This window comes from Pseudomonas sp. Pc102, assembly GCF_018408275.1.
Classification (GTDB): Bacteria; Pseudomonadota; Gammaproteobacteria; order Pseudomonadales; family Pseudomonadaceae; genus Metapseudomonas; species Metapseudomonas tohonis.
This window is the reverse complement of sequence record NZ_AP021905.1, coordinates 6,569,412-6,584,441: the sequence shown is the minus strand read 5'-3', so window position 1 is coordinate 6,584,441 and position 15,030 is coordinate 6,569,412. Positions and strand designations below refer to the sequence as shown.

Genomic DNA, 15,030 nt, shown 5'->3' with positions numbered 1-15,030 from the left:
ATAGTCCCCGACTGATCATCGGGGGAGGGGCTGGAAGTCGTGTCCACCCTTAGGCCGCGAGCCTGCAACGTAGATAGTGCTCCGCCCCTCCACACTCACTCGAAAAATCCGAACGGTATCCAGAGCCTCGAGCTCGCATCTACAAGGTTGGGTCGGGTGCAGTGATGATCGCGTCTGAACGGATCGGAAGGAGTACTCATGCCCAGCGTCATCGGCCTCGACATCGCCAAACACACCTTTGACCTCGCCACCCTGCAGCCCAACGGCAAGTACCGCACCAAGGCCAAGCTGGCCAACGACAAAGCGGGTTTCGCCGTCTTGCGCGACTGGCTGAACAAACACAGCGAACCCGGTGCCTGGGTCGTGATGGAGGCCACCGGCATCTACCATGAAGCCCTGGCCGAATGGCTGTTGGAGCACGGCTATCGGGTCTGTGTCCTCAACCCGGCACAAATCGCCCACTACGCCCGTAGCCAGTTGCAGCGGGTGAAGACCGACAAGGTCGACGCCAAGCTGATCGCCGAATACGGCGAGCGCCATCAGGACAGTCTGCGCCCCTGGCAACCCGAGCCCCGTGCCGTGCGGCGCTTGAAAGCCCTGGTACGGCGCCTGGAGGACCTGCGCGAAATCGAGCAGATGGAGCGCAACCGCCTGGAAGTGGCCGATGCCAGCGTCCAGGCCTCGATCCAGTCGGTGCTGGAACATGTCGGGCAGGAGATCGAAGAGACCCTCAAGGCGATCGACGACCACATCGACAACGACCCGGATCTGCGCGGCAAGCGCGACCTGCTGACCAGCATCGACGGGATCGCCGACAAGACCGCCGCCCTGCTCCTGGCGGAGCTGGGCGACCCACTGCGCTTTGCCAACAGCCGCGCCGTCACTGCCTTTGCCGGGCTCAATCCGCGGCTGCAGGAGTCCGGGAACCACCGGGGACAGACGCGCATCTCCAAGACGGGCTCATCGCGCCTGCGGGCCGGCCTGTTCATGCCCGCGATCAGCGCCCTGACGTACAACGAGGCGATCAGGGCCCTGAGCGAACGGTTGAGGGCGAAGGGCAAGACCGGCAAGCAGATCGTCTGCGCAGCGATGCGCAAGCTGCTGAACATCGCCTATGGCGTCTTGAAATCGGGCCGGCCATTTGACGCAAAACTGGCCCTTGCTCACTAGGAATCAAGACGGTATCTACATGGCCGCCACGTACGGGGCATCGATGCGGTTCGCTGAGCTCACCGCATCCTACGGACCGGCTCTATGCGCTGCGGCGATGGGCGCCATGCCCCTGCAGGGAGCACTTCGCGAGCAGAGCTCGCTCCTACAGGGGTGAAGCTCGGCGGGGCTGGCCTGGCCATCACTGGGCGGTGGAGGTCACCCGCCAGACTTTGTTGCCCACGTCGTCGGTCACCAGCAGGGCGCCGCGAGCGTCGAGCATGACGTCCACCGGGCGGCCCCGGGCGTTGCCGTCGGCATCGAGGAAGCCGGTGAGCACGTCCACCGGCTGGCCATTGGGCTTGCCGTCCTTGAAGGGCACGAAGATCACCTTGTAGCCGCTGTGCGGTTCGCGGTTCCACGAGCCGTGCTGGCCGACGAACAGGCCGTTCTGGAAGTCCGCCAGCGCGCTGCCGCGGCCGAAGGCGATGCCGAGGGAGGCGGTGTGCGGGCCCAGGGCGTAGTCGGGCACCAGGGCCCTGGCGACCATATCCGGGTTGGCCGGCTCGACGCGCTCGTCGACGTGCTGGCCGTAGTAGCTCCAGGGCCAGCCGTAGAAGCCACCGTCCTTCACCGAGGTGATGTAGTCGGGCACCAGGTCGCTGCCGATCTCGTCGCGCTCGTTCACCGCCGTCCACAGTGCGCCGGTCTCCGGCTCCCAGGCCAGGCCGTTGGGGTTGCGCAGGCCGCTGGCGAACAGGCGCTTGGTGCCGCTGGCGCGGTCCACTTCCCAGATCGCCGCGCGGCCTTGCTCCATCTCCAGGCCGTTCTCGCCGACATTGCTGTTGGAGCCGACGGTGACGTAGAGCTTGGTGCCGTCGCGGCTGGCGATGACGTTCTTGGTCCAGTGGCGGTTGATGCCCGCCGGCAGGTCGGTGACCTTCTGCGGCGTGGCGTCGATGCGCGTCTGGCCTTCCTGGTAGGGCACGCGCACCAGGGCGTCGGCGTTGGCGATGTAGAAGTCCCCGCCCACCAGGGCCATGCCGAAGGGCGAGTGGAGGTTTTCCAGGAAGGGCGTCTTCAGGTCGGCCACGCCGTCGCCGTCGGTGTCGCGCAGCAGGGTGATGCGGTCGGCGCTGGGGGTGCGGGCGCCGGCCTTCTCCATGACCTTGCCGGCGATCCAGCCCTTGAGGCTGAAGCCGCCATCGGAGGCCGGGGCGTTGCTCTCGGCCACCAGCACGTCGCCATTGGGCAGCAGGTAGAGCCAGCGCGGGTGGTCCAGGCCTTCGGCGAAGGCCTTCACCTGCGTACCGGTGGTGGCGGTCGGCAGGCCGCCTTCGGCCCAGCCCCTGGCCGGGGCCACGTTCACCGTGGGCAGCAGGGTCTTGTTCGGCGGCGGCAGCCTGGGGTTGGCGCCGGTGCCGTCGCTCACCTCGAGGGTGGCCTTGTCGCCGCAGGCCGTGCAGGCGGCGAGGAGGACCGCCAGGGGCATCAGTCGTAGGGGGTGCATGGTCGTTCTCCTGAGGGTGCGGGCTCATTCAAGCAGGTTTGGACCGTCATGATGGCCATTCATCCAATTGTCATATTCGGTTCATAGAGTGTTCATACGGCCTGCAGATACTGGCCCCCGATTCATCCAACCCGATCCTTTGCTAGGAGCAAGGCATGAAACTGAAGCGTTTGATGGCGGCCCTGACTTTCGTCGCCGCCGGCGTTGCGACCGCCAGCGCGGTTGCCGCTGTCGACCCGTCCATCCCGTCCTACACCAAGACCACTGGCGTATCCGGCAACCTCTCCAGCGTCGGTTCGGACACCCTGGCCAACCTGATGACCCTGTGGGCCGAAGCCTACAAGCGCGAATACCCGAACGTGAACATCCAGATCCAGGCCGCCGGTTCCTCCACCGCGCCGCCGGCTCTGACCGAAGGCACCGCCAACCTGGGCCCGATGAGCCGCAAGATGAAGGACGTCGAGCTGCAGGCCTTCGAACAGAAGTACGGCTACAAGCCGACCGCCGTCCCGGTCGCCGTCGACGCCCTGGCGATCTTCGTGCACAAGGACAACCCCATCAAAGGCCTGACCATGCAGCAGGTCGACGCCATCTTCTCCGCCAACCGCCTGTGCGGTGGCAAGAGCAACATCAAGACCTGGGGCGAGCTGGGCGTGACCGGCGACCTGGCCGAGAAGCCGATCCAGCTGTTCGGCCGCAACTCGGTATCCGGCACCTACGGCTACTTCAAGGAAGAAGCCCTGTGCAAAGGCGACTTCAAGGCCAACGTCAACGAGCAGCCGGGTTCGGCTTCCGTCGTGCAGTCCATCAGCCAGTCCCTCAACGGCATCGGCTACTCGGGCATCGGCTACAAGACGTCCAGCGTGAAGACCGTCGCCCTGGCCAAGAAGGAAGGCGGCGAGTTCGTCGAAGACAACGAGCAGAACGCCCTGAACGGCAGCTACCCGCTGTCCCGCTTCCTCTACGTCTACGTCAACAAGGCCCCGAACAAGCCTCTGGCCCCGCTGGAAGCCGAGTTCGTGAAGCTGGTCCTGTCGCAACAAGGCCAGCAGGTCGTGGTGAAGGATGGCTACATCCCGCTGCCGGCCAAGGTCGCTGAAAAAGCACTGAAGGATCTGGGCCTGTAATCCAGGACAGATGAAGGGGGCGGCCGCTTCGCAGGCCGCCCCGCAAGGACGCGACGATGGCGGGAGACCCCCGCCATGGAGGCCCGCCCCCGGCAGCATGCCCAGGGTGGGCCTCGTTGCGTCACCTCGCTGTAATCTTTCTGTCATACGAAGGCTTTAGGGTGTGCCCATGAATGACCTGGCCAGTTCCCCCATGACCTCGACGAATCCCCCCGAGCGCATCGACTTCAATACGCCGGCGCTGCAGCGCAAGCGTCGCATCCGTGCGCTGAAAGACAACCTGACCCGCTGGTACGTACTGGTGGGCGGCCTGGCCGTGCTCGCGGCCATCACCCTGATCTTCTTCTACCTCGCCTACGTGGTGCTGCCCCTGTTCCAGGGCGCCGAGCTGACCGCGAAGAAGGTGCAGAGCCCCGCCTGGCTCCAGCAGGACGCCGGCAAGGCGCTGCTGCTGACCATCGAGGAGCAGAACCAGGTCGGCATGCGCATTTCCGACAAGGGCGAAGCGGTGTTCTTCGCCACCAAGGACGGCGCCGAGCTCAAGCGCACCCCGCTGCCGCTGCCTGCCGGCGCGAGCGTGGTGTCCATCGGCCAGGACCAGCCCGGCAGCCCGCTGGTGGCCCTGGGTCTCTCCAATGGCCAGGTGCTGCTGTTCAAGCACAGCTATGCGGTGACCTACCCGGACAACAAGCGGGTCATCACCCCGCAGATCGACTTCCCCTACGGCGACAAGCCCCTGGTGCTGAACCAGGACGGCGGCGCGCTGGAGCACGTGGCGGTCAACCACAACGACGAAACCCTGCTGCTGGCCGGCTCCACCGGCAACCAGCTGCACGTGCAGGAACTGGTCAGCGAAGAAAACATGATGACCGGCGAGACCACGGTCGAGCAGAACGCCATCGCCCTGCCGCAGATGACCGAGCCGATCAAGGCCATCTACGTCGACCCGCGCCAGCAGTGGCTGTACGTGGTCAACGGTCGTGCCCAGGTGGATGTCTTCAGCCTGCACGACAAGAGCCTCAACGGCCGCTACAAGCTGTTCGAGGAAGGTGATCGCGAAGTGTCCTCCAGCAACCTGCTGCTGGGTGGCATCTCCCTGATGATCGGTGACTCCAAGGGCGATGTGAGCCAGTGGTTCATGGTCCGTGGCGCCGACGGCGAAGCCCGCCTGACCCACATCCGCAGCTTCCAGCTGGGCCAGGCGCCGGTGGTGCAGATCGCCCCCGAGGAGCGTCGCAAGGGCTTCCTCGCCCTGGATGCCAGCGGCAAGCTCGGCGTCTTCCACAGCACCGCCGAGCGCACCCTGCTGATCGAGCAGGTCACCGACGGCGCCGGCCTGATGGCCTTCTCGCCCCGCGCCAACCGCGTGGTGATCGAGGAAGGTGGCCAGCTGCTGCCCTTCAGCCTGCGCAACCCGCACCCGGAAGTCTCCTGGAGCGCGCTGTGGGGCAAGGTCTGGTACGAAAGCTACGACGCACCCAAGTACGTCTGGCAATCCACCGCCGCCAACACCGACTTCGAACCCAAGCTGAGCCTGGCACCGCTGACCTTCGGCACCCTCAAGGCCGCCTTCTACGCCATGCTGCTGGCCGCCCCGCTGGCCATCGCCGCCGCCATCTACACCGCCTACTTCATGGCGCCGAGCATGCGCCGCAAGGTCAAGCCGGTGATCGAGCTGATGGAAGCGCTGCCGACGGTGATCCTCGGCTTCTTCGCCGGCCTGTTCCTGGCGCCCTACGTCGAGGGGCACCTGCCGGGCATCTTCAGCCTGCTGCTGCTCACGCCGATCGGCATCCTGCTCGCCGGCTTCCTCTGGAGCCGCCTGCCCGAGTCGATCCGCCTGCGCGTGCCGGACGGTTTCGAAGCGGCGATCCTGATTCCCGTGGTGCTGCTGGTGGGCTGGTTCGCCCTGGGCATGAGCCCGCTGCTGGAAGCCTGGTTCTTCGGGGGCGACATGCGCCTGTGGATCAGCAATGACTTAGGCATCACCTACGACCAGCGCAACGCCCTGATCGTCGGCCTGGCCATGGGCTTCGCGGTGATCCCGAACATCTTCTCCATCGCCGAGGACGCCATCTTCAGCGTGCCGCGCAGCCTCACCTACGGCTCCCTGGCCCTGGGTGCCACGCCCTGGCAGACGCTGACCCGCGTGGTGATCCTCACCGCCAGCCCGGGCATCTTCTCCGCGCTGATGATCGGCCTCGGCCGTGCGGTGGGCGAGACCATGATCGTGCTGATGGCCACCGGCAACACCCCGGTGATGGAAGTGAACATCTTCGAAGGCATGCGCACCCTGGCGGCCAACGTCGCGGTGGAGATGCCGGAATCCGAGGTGGGCGGCTCGCACTACCGCGTGCTGTTCCTCGCGGCCCTGGTGCTGCTGATGTTCACCTTCGTCATGAACACCCTGGCAGAGCTGATCCGTCAGCGCCTGCGCAAGAAATACGCCTCGCTTTAAGGTGGAGAATTCCGTGAAACAGGTTTCCCTCAAATACTGGTTCAAAAGCGGCGCGCCAGGTGTGTGGATGAGCGGTGGCGCGGTATCCATCGCCGTCATCATGACCATCGGCCTGCTGTCGGTGATCGCCGTGCGCGGCCTCGGCCACTTCTGGCCGGCCGACCTGATCGAAGCCCAGTACAGCGTTCCGGGCCAGGCGCCCAAGGCGCTGATCGGCGAAGCGGTGCAGATCGAGGAAGTCTCCCGCGCGCGCCTGAAGGGTGCCGGCCTGCCGGTGCCCGAGGAAGGCCCCGAGTTCATGACCCGCGAGCTGGTCAAGGTGGGCAACCGCGAGGTGTACGGCAGCGACTTCACCTGGGTGGTGGGCGAATGGCTGCAGGACCAGAAGAAACCCGCCGAGCTGGTCGCCATGGAGCGCCGCGAGTGGGGCAACTTCTACGGTCGCCTGGTGAGCGTGAAGGAGAACGGCCAGGTCGTCGCCGAAGGCGAGGCCGCCATGGCCGAGCTGCAGAAGCGCCTGAAGCGCGTCGACGACCTCTACGCCCAGCTCTACAAGCTGGAGAAGAAGGACATCGGCGCCATCAACCACGGCCTCGAGCGCCTGCGCCTGGAACGCCGCAAGCTGGAGCTGGACGGCAAGCTGGACGCCGCCGCGCAGGCCGACCTGGCTGCCGCGCGCGCCGAGCTGGAAGCCCGCTACAAGGGCCTCGAAGCGCAACTGGGCGGCCTGCACGAAGCCTTCAACCGCGACAGCGTGGTGGTCCGCGAGGCCGGTGGCCAGGAGCAGGAGATCTCCCTGGGCAAGGTGGTGCATGCCTACCAGCCCAACGCCATGGGCCTGTTCCAGAAGATCGGCTTCTACTTCGCCAAGCTGTGGGAGTTCCTCGCCGACGACCCGCGTGAAGCCAACACCGAGGGCGGCATCTTCCCGGCCATCTTCGGCACCGTGATGATGACCCTCATCATGGCCGTGATCGTCACCCCCTTCGGCGTGGTGGCGGCCATCTACCTGCGCGAGTACGCCAAGCAGGGCCTGCTGACCCGCATCATCCGCATCGCCGTGAACAACCTGGCCGGCGTCCCGGCCATCGTCTACGGCGTGTTCGGCCTGGGCTTCTTCGTCTATGTGCTGGGCGGCTCCATCGACCGCCTGTTCTTCCCCGAAGCCGCCCCGGCGCCGACCTTCGGCACCCCGGGCCTGCTGTGGGCCTCGCTGACCCTGGCCATCCTCGCGGTGCCGGTGGTGATCGTCGCCACCGAGGAAGGCCTGGCGCGCATCCCCCGTGCGGTGCGCGAGGGCTCCCTGGCCCTGGGCGCGACCAAGGCCGAGACCCTGTGGAAGATCGTCCTGCCGATGGCCAGCCCGGCCATGATGACCGGCCTGATCCTCGCCGTGGCCCGTGCCGCCGGCGAAGTGGCGCCGCTGATGCTGGTGGGCGTGGTGAAGCTGGCCCCGAGCCTGCCGGTGGACGGCAACTACCCGTACCTGCACCTGGACCAGAAGATCATGCACCTGGGCTTCCACATCTACGACGTCGGCTTCCAGAGCCCCAACGTCGAGGCCGCCCGCCCGCTGGTGTACGCCACCGCGCTGTTGCTGGTGCTGGTGATCGCGCTGCTGAACCTCTCGGCCGTGGCGATCCGCAACCACCTGCGCGAGAAGTACAAGGCGCTGGATAACTGAGTCAGCCCCGAGCGGCGTGCAGCACGCCGCTCCGCTTGAAACTTGAAGCTTGTAGCCTGGCGCTACGAACGGAGTGAAACCATGCAACACGAAAGCCACAGCCACGGCGTCAACATCTCCGCCCTCGGCCGCAGCAAGCAGAGCCTGAGCCTGGCGCAGGAAACGGTTGCCCTCGAAGTGCCGGGCCTGAACCTGTTCTACGGCGAGAAGCAGGCGCTGTACGACGTGCAGATGAACATCCCGAAACAGCGCGTGACCGCCTTCATCGGCCCGTCCGGCTGCGGCAAGTCCACGCTGCTGCGCTGCTTCAACCGCATGAACGACCTGGTGGACGGCTGCCGCGTCGAGGGCGAGATCCGCCTCGACGGCAACAACATCTACCGCAAGGGCGAGGAAGTGGCCGAACTGCGCCGCCGCGTCGGCATGGTGTTCCAGAAGCCCAACCCCTTCCCCAAGAGCATCTACGAGAACGTCGTCTACGGCCTGCGCATCCAGGGCATCAACAAGAAGCGCGTGCTCGACGAAGCCGTCGAGTGGGCCCTCAAGGGCGCGGCGCTGTGGGAGGAGGTCAAGGACCGCCTGCACGAATCCGCCCTCGGCCTCTCCGGCGGCCAGCAACAGCGCCTGGTCATCGCCCGCACCATCGCGGTCGAACCCGAAGTGCTGCTGCTCGACGAACCCTGCTCGGCCCTGGACCCGATCTCCACCCTCAAGGTGGAAGAGCTGATCTACGAGCTCAAGAGCAAGTACACCATCGTCATCGTCACCCACAACATGCAGCAGGCCGCGCGCGTCTCCGACTACACGGCGTTCATGTACATGGGCAAGCTGATCGAATTCGGCGATACCGATACCCTGTTCACCAACCCGGCCAAGAAGCAGACCGAGGACTACATCACCGGTCGCTATGGCTAGTCGCGTGGGACGCGACAGCTGCAAGCCGCAAGCTTCAAGCGGCAAGTCAGCTCAGGGACACGAATCAACCGACTTGAAGCTTGCAGCTTGAAGCTTGCGGCTTTCGCGGAGCGAAAACATGATCGACAAAGACAGCCTCACCCATCACATCTCCCAGCAGTTCAACGCCGAACTGGAGGAAGTGCGCAGCCACCTCCTGGCGATGGGCGGCCTGGTGGAAAAGCAGGTCAACGACGCCGTCACCGCGCTGATCGACGCCGACTCGGGCCTGGCCCAGCAGGTGCGCGAGATCGATGACGAGATCAACCAGATGGAGCGCAACATCGACGAGGAGTGCGTACGCATCCTCGCCCGTCGCCAGCCGGCGGCCTCCGACCTGCGCCTGATCATCAGCGTGTCCAAGTCGGTGATCGACCTTGAGCGCATCGGCGACGAAGCCTCGAAGATCGCCCGTCGCGCCATCCAGCTCTGCGAGGAGGGCGTGTCGCCGCGCGGCTATGTCGAGGTCCGCCACATCGGTGACCAGGTGCGCCGCATGGTGCAGGAATCCCTGGACGCCTTCGCCCGCTTCGACGCCGACCTGGCCCTGTCGGTCGCCCAGTACGACAAGACCATCGACCGCGAGTACAAGACCGCCCTGCGCGAGCTGGTCACCTACATGATGGAAGACCCGCGCGCCATCAGCCGCGTGCTCAACATCATCTGGGCCCTGCGTTCACTGGAGCGCATCGGCGACCACGCGCGCAACATCGCCGAACTGGTGATCTACCTGGTGCGCGGCACCGACGTGCGCCACATGGGCCTGGCGCGCATGCAGGAAGAAGTGAAGGGCACCGCCAACAAGGCCGGCGACACCCCCGCCAGCTGATCCGTCCCGCTTCGGCAAGACGCCCGGCCATGCCGGGCGTTTTCGTTTGTGGCTCCACCCCTTTCTCTACCTCCCACCGTAGGAGCGGGCTCTGCTCGCGAAGCGTCTCCTGCCGTGTGGGAGCGAATTCATTCGCGATGCGTTCCTCCGCGGCGACGTCCCGCGAGCCCCACCAATCCCCTGTCGACCAAGGCCCTGGCGCCACCTTTCACGCGAAAGGGTGCGCGATGTCGCATTCAGCTTGGCAAAGCGCTATCAGCCGAGGCTATGCTTACGCCCGTTCTCTGAGGAGTGGTCGATGAGCAAGGTGACAGTGCTGGTAGTGGACGATGCGTCCTTCATTCGCGACCTGGTGAAGAAGGGGCTGCGCGACCATTTCCCCGGCATCCAGATCGAAGAAGCGATCAACGGGCGCAAGGCCCAGCAGATGCTGGCGCGCACGCCCGTCGACCTGATCCTGTGCGATTGGGAGATGCCGGAGATGTCCGGCCTCGAGCTGCTCACCTGGTGCCGCGCCCAGGACACGCTGAAGACCACGCCCTTCGTCATGGTGACCAGCCGCGGCGACAAGGAGAACGTGGTGCAGGCCATCCAGGCCGGGGTTTCCGACTACATCGGCAAGCCCTTCTCCAACGACCAGCTGGTGACCAAGGTGAAGAAGCAGCTGGCCCGCGCCGGAAAGATGGAGGCCCTGGCCGCCGGCGCGCCGCCGAAGATGCTCAGCTCCGGCGGCTTCGCCAACGATTCCCTCGCCGCCCTCACCGGTGGCAAGGCCGAGGTGGTCAAGCCCGCCGCGGCGCCCAAGGCCGCCGTCAAGACGGCTGCGCCCACCCCTTCGGCCAAGGCTGCCGGCCAGGCGCCGGGAGGCCGTGGGCAAGCCCAGCTGCGCCTGCCCAGCGGCGTCCTGTCCTGCGTGATCAAGACCATCAGCCTCAAGGACGCCCACCTCGTGGTGAAGCGCGGCGAGCCGCTGCCCCAGGTGCTGGAAAGCGCCGTGCTCGACCTGGAACAGGGCGAGGGCGGCGAGGTGGCGCGCCTCAACGGCTACCTGCACGCCGTCTCGGCCCTCGAACCCAAGCCCGACAGCGAGTGGCTGCAACTGACCTTCCGCTTCGTCGACCGCGATCCGCAGAAGCTCGACTACCTGTCGCGGCTTATCGCCCGTGGCTCGGCACAGAAACATTTCGTACCCGGCGCCTGAGCCAACCCCGTCACAGCCCGACGGCCGGTGCCTCGCGCGGTGCCGGCGGCGCTGCTAGGCTTGCCAGCTCGAACACCCATAACCACTAGATCCATGCAGTCATGCTAGGGCGCATCCTCCTTCTCTGCGGTTCGCTGGCGGCAGCCCTGCCGGCGTGCGCGCTGACCATCTACAAGTACACCGATGCCAACGGCGTGGTGACCTACACCGACAAGGCCGTCGCCGGTGCGCAGGTGTTCGTATTCCGCGATCGCATGGTCGAGCGCCTCGACCTCTCGGTGAAGCTGGAAACCCAGAAGCATGACGCTGGCGAGACCCTGCTGGTGCGCAACGATCTGTATGCGCCGGTGGAAGTGGAGCTGAGCCTGAACAACGTCAGCAACGCCGTGGGTGCGCCGGAAAAGCCCATCCGCTGGGTGTTGCCGCCGCGCAGCAAGATCCGCCTCGCCACCCTGGCCCCGGCCGACGCCAGCAAGGCCATGCGCTACAAGCCGCGCCTGCGCTACGCCCTGGGCGACCCGCGCCAGCAGCCCTCGCTCTACCGCTACCCGCTGCCCTGGGTGGGCGGCCCGTTCCGCCTGACCCAGGGCGCCAACGGCCAGTACAGCCACTTCACCCCCAAGGGCCGCTACGCCCAGGACGTGGCCATGCCCGAAGGCACGCCCATCGTCGCGGCGCGGCCCGGCATGGTGGTGAAGATCGAGAACCAGCAGAGTGGGCGGGGCAACAACCCCTCCGGCAACTTCGTGCGCATCCTCCACAACGACGGCACCATGGGCGTCTACCTGCACCTGATGCGCGGCTCGGTGAAGGTCCAGGAGGGCCAGCGCGTCGCCATCGGCGAGCAGATCGGCCGCTCCGGCAACACCGGCAACAGCACCGGCCCGCACCTGCACTTCGTCATCCAGCGCAACGTCGGCCTTGCGCTCGAATCCATCCCCTTCCAGTTCGCCCAGCCGGTGGACACCCTGCCCAACTTCGCCGTGGGCGGCGACGAATAGCCCCGGCTAGCGCGCGAAGTAGCGCCCCGGCGTCACGCCGAAGTGGCGCCGGAACATGGCGATGAAGGCGCTGACGTTCTCGTAGCCCGTTTCCAGCGCCACCCGCGTCACCGCATCGCCCGCCGCCAGGCGCTCCAGGGCCCTCAACAGGCGGGCGCGCTGGCGCCACTGGCCGAAAGCGAAGCCCGTCTCCTCGACGAAGCGCCGGGCCAGCGTCCGCGATGAGACCCCCGCCCACAGCGCCCAGGCCTCCAGGCTGCGGTTGTCCGCCAGGTCATCGGCCAGCGCCTGGCAGACCTTCAACAGCCTCGGGTCCACCGGCAGCGGCAGGCCGAGGGGCTCTTCCGGCAAGGACTGCAACTCGTCGAGGATCACCCCGGCGATGCGCAGCCTGCGCTCATCCAGCAGCCCATCGTCCCAGCTCGACGCACGCAGCACCGCCTCGCGCAGTAGCCCCGAGGTGGCGATGATCCGTGGCGACTGCGGCAGCGCCTGGCAGGCCTCGGGCCTGACGTAGACGCTCCAGCCATCGAAGGGCCCGTGGGAGCGCAGGGCGTGTTCACAACCGGGTGGCACCCACACCGCGTGGGTGGCGGGCACCACCCAATGGCTGTGGGCCGCTGCCACCGATAGCAGGCCGCGACCGGCACCGAGCAACTGGCCACGGGCGTGGGAATGCCTGGCGGTCCGCCGCTCGCCGGGGCTGTGCTGCCACACCGCGACCAGCAGCGGGCCGCCCTCGGCCTGGACGAGCGAAGGGAGAAGCAGGGGCTGTGACATTGGCATTTTCACGTTATCGATCGGCAGGGATAAGGCAGTCTAGCCATTGGCCCGGTCGCAGAATGAGCCCTCATCCACAGGAGGACATCCCATGCGCGCCGAAGACCTGCTCCCCCGACCACCTCGACCACCGCGACTTCAACGGCACCCGCGTGCGCAAGGGCACGGTGGGCGCCTTCCTGATCAACGCCCGGCTCTGGTGCGACCCGGCGGCAACGGCGGAGCAGCGCCAAGTCGCCGAGCGCAAGTTGCTGGCGGCCCTGCCGGCGCTCCAGGCGCTGGGGCTGTTCGAGCTGATGCAACTGCGCGATCCGGCCCTGCGCGCTTTGTGCGGGCAGTCATGACCCCGGCATGACGGGATTGCGCGGCGGCGCGGATCGGCCTAGGATTCGCGCCTTCTTCTCCCCTCAACCGACAGCAAAGGAGGTCCATCATGCAAACACTGATCACCCCTTGCAGGTCGCGCCTGGCTTAAACGCTTCTTCCGTCCTTCTTCGCGACGGTTCCGCACTGCCCGACCCAGACCTGCCAAATCCAAGCATTTTTCGTTTCAACCCATTTGGATTGGACCATGGGCACTTGCATTCGCAATCTGGCCGACGGCATCACCCTGATCGCCGCGGACGACACCTGGATCGAAGGAAAAGCGATCCAGCAACTTGAAACCACCGCCCGCCTGCCGGGCATGCAACGGGTGGCCGGCATGCCGGATCTGCACCCGGGGCGCGGCTACCCGGTGGGCGCCGCGTTCTTCTCCAGCGGCCGCTTCTACCCGGCGCTGGTGGGCAACGACATCGGCTGCGGCATGGCCTTCTGGCGCACCGACATCCCCGTCGCCAAGCTCCACCTCGACAAGCTGGAGAAGCGCCTGGGCTCCCTCGATGCGCCGATGGACGACAGCTGGCAGGCGGCGATCGCCGCCTTCGGCCTGCCGCCCTGCGGGCACGAGCGTTCCCTGGGCACCATCGGTGGCGGCAACCACTTCGCCGAGCTGCAGCAGCTCGACGAGGCCTATAACGATACGGCCCTGGCGGCCCTGGGCATCGACCGCAAGCACCTGCTCCTGCTGGTACACAGCGGCTCGCGCGGCCTGGGCGAAGCCATCCTGCGCGAGCAGGTGGACCGCTTCAGCCACGCCGGGCTGGAGGCCGGCAGCCCGGAAGCCGAGCACTACCTGGCCCGCCACGACGGCGCCCTGCGCTTCGCCGAGGCCAACCGCCAGCTCATCGCCCGACGCATGCTGGAACGCCTGCGTGCGAACGGCGAGCAGCTGCTGGATGTGAACCACAACCTCGTTTCCGCCGCGACCCTCGGCGGCGTCGACGGCTGGCTGCACCGCAAGGGCGCCACGCCTGCCGACCAGGGCGTGATGGTCATCCCCGGCTCCCGCGGCGACTACAGCTACCTGGTGGCCCCGGTGGCCGACGAGCGCAGCCTCAATTCCCTGGCCCACGGCGCGGGGCGCAAGTGGATGCGCAGCGAGTGCAAGGACCGCCTCGCCAAGCGCTACAGCGTCGAGCAGCTGGAGCGCACCGCGCTCGGCAGCCGGGTGATCTGCGCCGACCGCGCGCTGATCTACGAGGAAGCGCCGGAAGCCTACAAGGCCATCGACTCGGTGGTCGGCGCCCTGCGTGACGCCGGGCTGGTGCAGGTGCTGGCGCGGCTCAAGCCGGTGCTGACCTACAAGACGCGCGGAGGGTGCTGCTGATGATCCTCCTGCAACTCTCGGCGGCCCAGGGGCCGGACGAATGCGCCCTGGCGGTGGCCAAGGCGCTGCAACGGCTGCTGGACGAAGCCGCCACGCTGGACGTGCAGGCGCAGGTGCTGGAGCGGGAGGAGGGCGCGCGTCGCGGCACCCTCGCCTCCGTGCTCCTGGCGCTGGACGGCGCGCATGCGGACGCGGTGGCCGGGCGCTGGGAAGGCTCCCTGCAATGGACCTGCCCCAGCCCCTACCGGCCCAACCACGGGCGCAAGAACTGGTTCTTCGGCGGGGCGCGGTTCGCCGCACCGCCGGCCAGCCTCGAAGGCGAGATCCGCTTCGAAGCGCTGCGTGCCTCGGGGCCGGGCGGCCAGCACGTCAACACCACCGACTCGGCGGTACGCGCCACCCACCTGGCCAGCGGCATCAGCGTCAAGGTGCAGAGCGAGCGCAGCCAGCACGCCAACAAGCGCCTGGCCGTCCTGCTCATCGGCCAGCGCCTGGCGCAGCGGACCGAAGAGGCGGACGGCGCCCTGCGCGCGGAGCGCCGCCTGTTCCACCACCGGGTGGAACGCGGCAACCCGGTGCGCTGCTTCCGAGGCGAGCGGTTCGAGCCGGTGTGAGCCGGCGTTCACCCA

Annotated in this window: 12 protein-coding genes and 1 pseudogene; 11 read left to right on the top strand and 2 right to left on the bottom strand. The window is 67.1% G+C overall.

What is annotated here, in order from left to right; translation table 11 throughout:
- Nucleotides 1-198: 198 nt before the first annotated feature.
- Complete coding sequence (locus PHLH3_RS29780) at nucleotides 199-1,170, top strand: IS110 family transposase (protein ID WP_213627307.1); 972 nt, start codon at nucleotides 199-201, stop codon at nucleotides 1,168-1,170.
- A 181-nt stretch (nucleotides 1,171-1,351) separates the two neighbouring features.
- Here PHLH3_RS29780 and PHLH3_RS29775 read toward each other — a convergent pair whose 3' ends face one another.
- Nucleotides 1,352-2,659, bottom strand: a complete 1,308-nt coding sequence (locus PHLH3_RS29775) for a sorbosone dehydrogenase family protein (RefSeq protein WP_213627305.1) — start codon at nucleotides 2,657-2,659, stop codon at nucleotides 1,352-1,354.
- Between the two features lie 155 nt (nucleotides 2,660-2,814).
- Between PHLH3_RS29775 and PHLH3_RS29770 the strand changes: the two genes are divergently transcribed.
- The 7 genes from PHLH3_RS29770 (at nucleotide 2,815) to PHLH3_RS29740 (ending at nucleotide 11,913) form a co-directional block, all read left to right on the top strand.
- Nucleotides 2,815-3,786: a phosphate ABC transporter substrate-binding protein PstS gene (locus tag PHLH3_RS29770; protein ID WP_111263322.1), complete on the top strand. Its 972-nt coding sequence runs from the start codon at nucleotides 2,815-2,817 to the stop codon at nucleotides 3,784-3,786.
- A gap of 169 nt (nucleotides 3,787-3,955) precedes the next feature.
- Entirely contained in the window at nucleotides 3,956-6,244 is a 2,289-nt protein-coding gene (locus tag PHLH3_RS29765) for an ABC transporter permease subunit (RefSeq protein ID WP_244862958.1), read from the top strand.
- 67 nt (nucleotides 6,245-6,311) lie between these two features.
- On the top strand, nucleotides 6,312-7,928 hold the full coding sequence (gene pstA / locus PHLH3_RS29760; RefSeq protein WP_213630742.1) for a phosphate ABC transporter permease PstA: 1,617 nt from the start codon (nucleotides 6,312-6,314) through the stop codon (nucleotides 7,926-7,928).
- 81 nt (nucleotides 7,929-8,009) lie between these two features.
- Entirely contained in the window at nucleotides 8,010-8,843 is an 834-nt protein-coding gene (gene pstB / locus PHLH3_RS29755; protein ID WP_213627303.1) for a phosphate ABC transporter ATP-binding protein PstB, read from the top strand.
- A gap of 118 nt (nucleotides 8,844-8,961) precedes the next feature.
- Nucleotides 8,962-9,711, top strand: a complete 750-nt coding sequence (phoU, locus tag PHLH3_RS29750; protein WP_173178196.1) for a phosphate signaling complex protein PhoU — start codon at nucleotides 8,962-8,964, stop codon at nucleotides 9,709-9,711.
- A gap of 298 nt (nucleotides 9,712-10,009) precedes the next feature.
- The gene (locus PHLH3_RS29745; protein WP_213627301.1) at nucleotides 10,010-10,912 is read left to right on the top strand and encodes a response regulator; all 903 of its coding nucleotides are present in this window, start codon (nucleotides 10,010-10,012) and stop codon (nucleotides 10,910-10,912) included.
- A gap of 101 nt (nucleotides 10,913-11,013) precedes the next feature.
- A complete protein-coding gene (locus tag PHLH3_RS29740; RefSeq protein ID WP_213627299.1) occupies nucleotides 11,014-11,913 on the top strand; it encodes a peptidoglycan DD-metalloendopeptidase family protein in 900 nt (299 codons plus the stop codon).
- 6 nt (nucleotides 11,914-11,919) lie between these two features.
- Here PHLH3_RS29740 and PHLH3_RS29735 read toward each other — a convergent pair whose 3' ends face one another.
- A complete protein-coding gene (locus PHLH3_RS29735; protein ID WP_213627297.1) occupies nucleotides 11,920-12,693 on the bottom strand; it encodes a helix-turn-helix transcriptional regulator in 774 nt (257 codons plus the stop codon).
- 91 nt (nucleotides 12,694-12,784) lie between these two features.
- On the opposite strand from PHLH3_RS29735, the pseudogene PHLH3_RS29730 reads away from it, so the two are divergent.
- The 3 genes and pseudogenes from PHLH3_RS29730 (at nucleotide 12,785) to prfH (ending at nucleotide 15,015) form a co-directional block, all read left to right on the top strand.
- Nucleotides 12,785-13,037 (top strand): annotated as a pseudogene (locus PHLH3_RS29730) (hypothetical protein).
- Between the two features lie 227 nt (nucleotides 13,038-13,264).
- Nucleotides 13,265-14,401 carry an RNA ligase RtcB family protein gene (locus PHLH3_RS29725; protein ID WP_213627295.1) on the top strand — a complete coding sequence of 379 codons (1,137 nt, stop codon included), beginning with the start codon at nucleotides 13,265-13,267 and terminating at the stop codon, nucleotides 14,399-14,401.
- Nucleotides 14,401-15,015 (top strand): peptide chain release factor H, encoded by a 615-nt coding sequence (gene prfH / locus PHLH3_RS29720; RefSeq protein WP_213627293.1) that lies wholly within the window; start codon nucleotides 14,401-14,403, stop codon nucleotides 15,013-15,015. Before PHLH3_RS29725 ends, prfH begins: the two co-directional genes overlap by 1 nt.
- The last annotated feature ends 15 nt before the right edge of the window (nucleotides 15,016-15,030 follow it).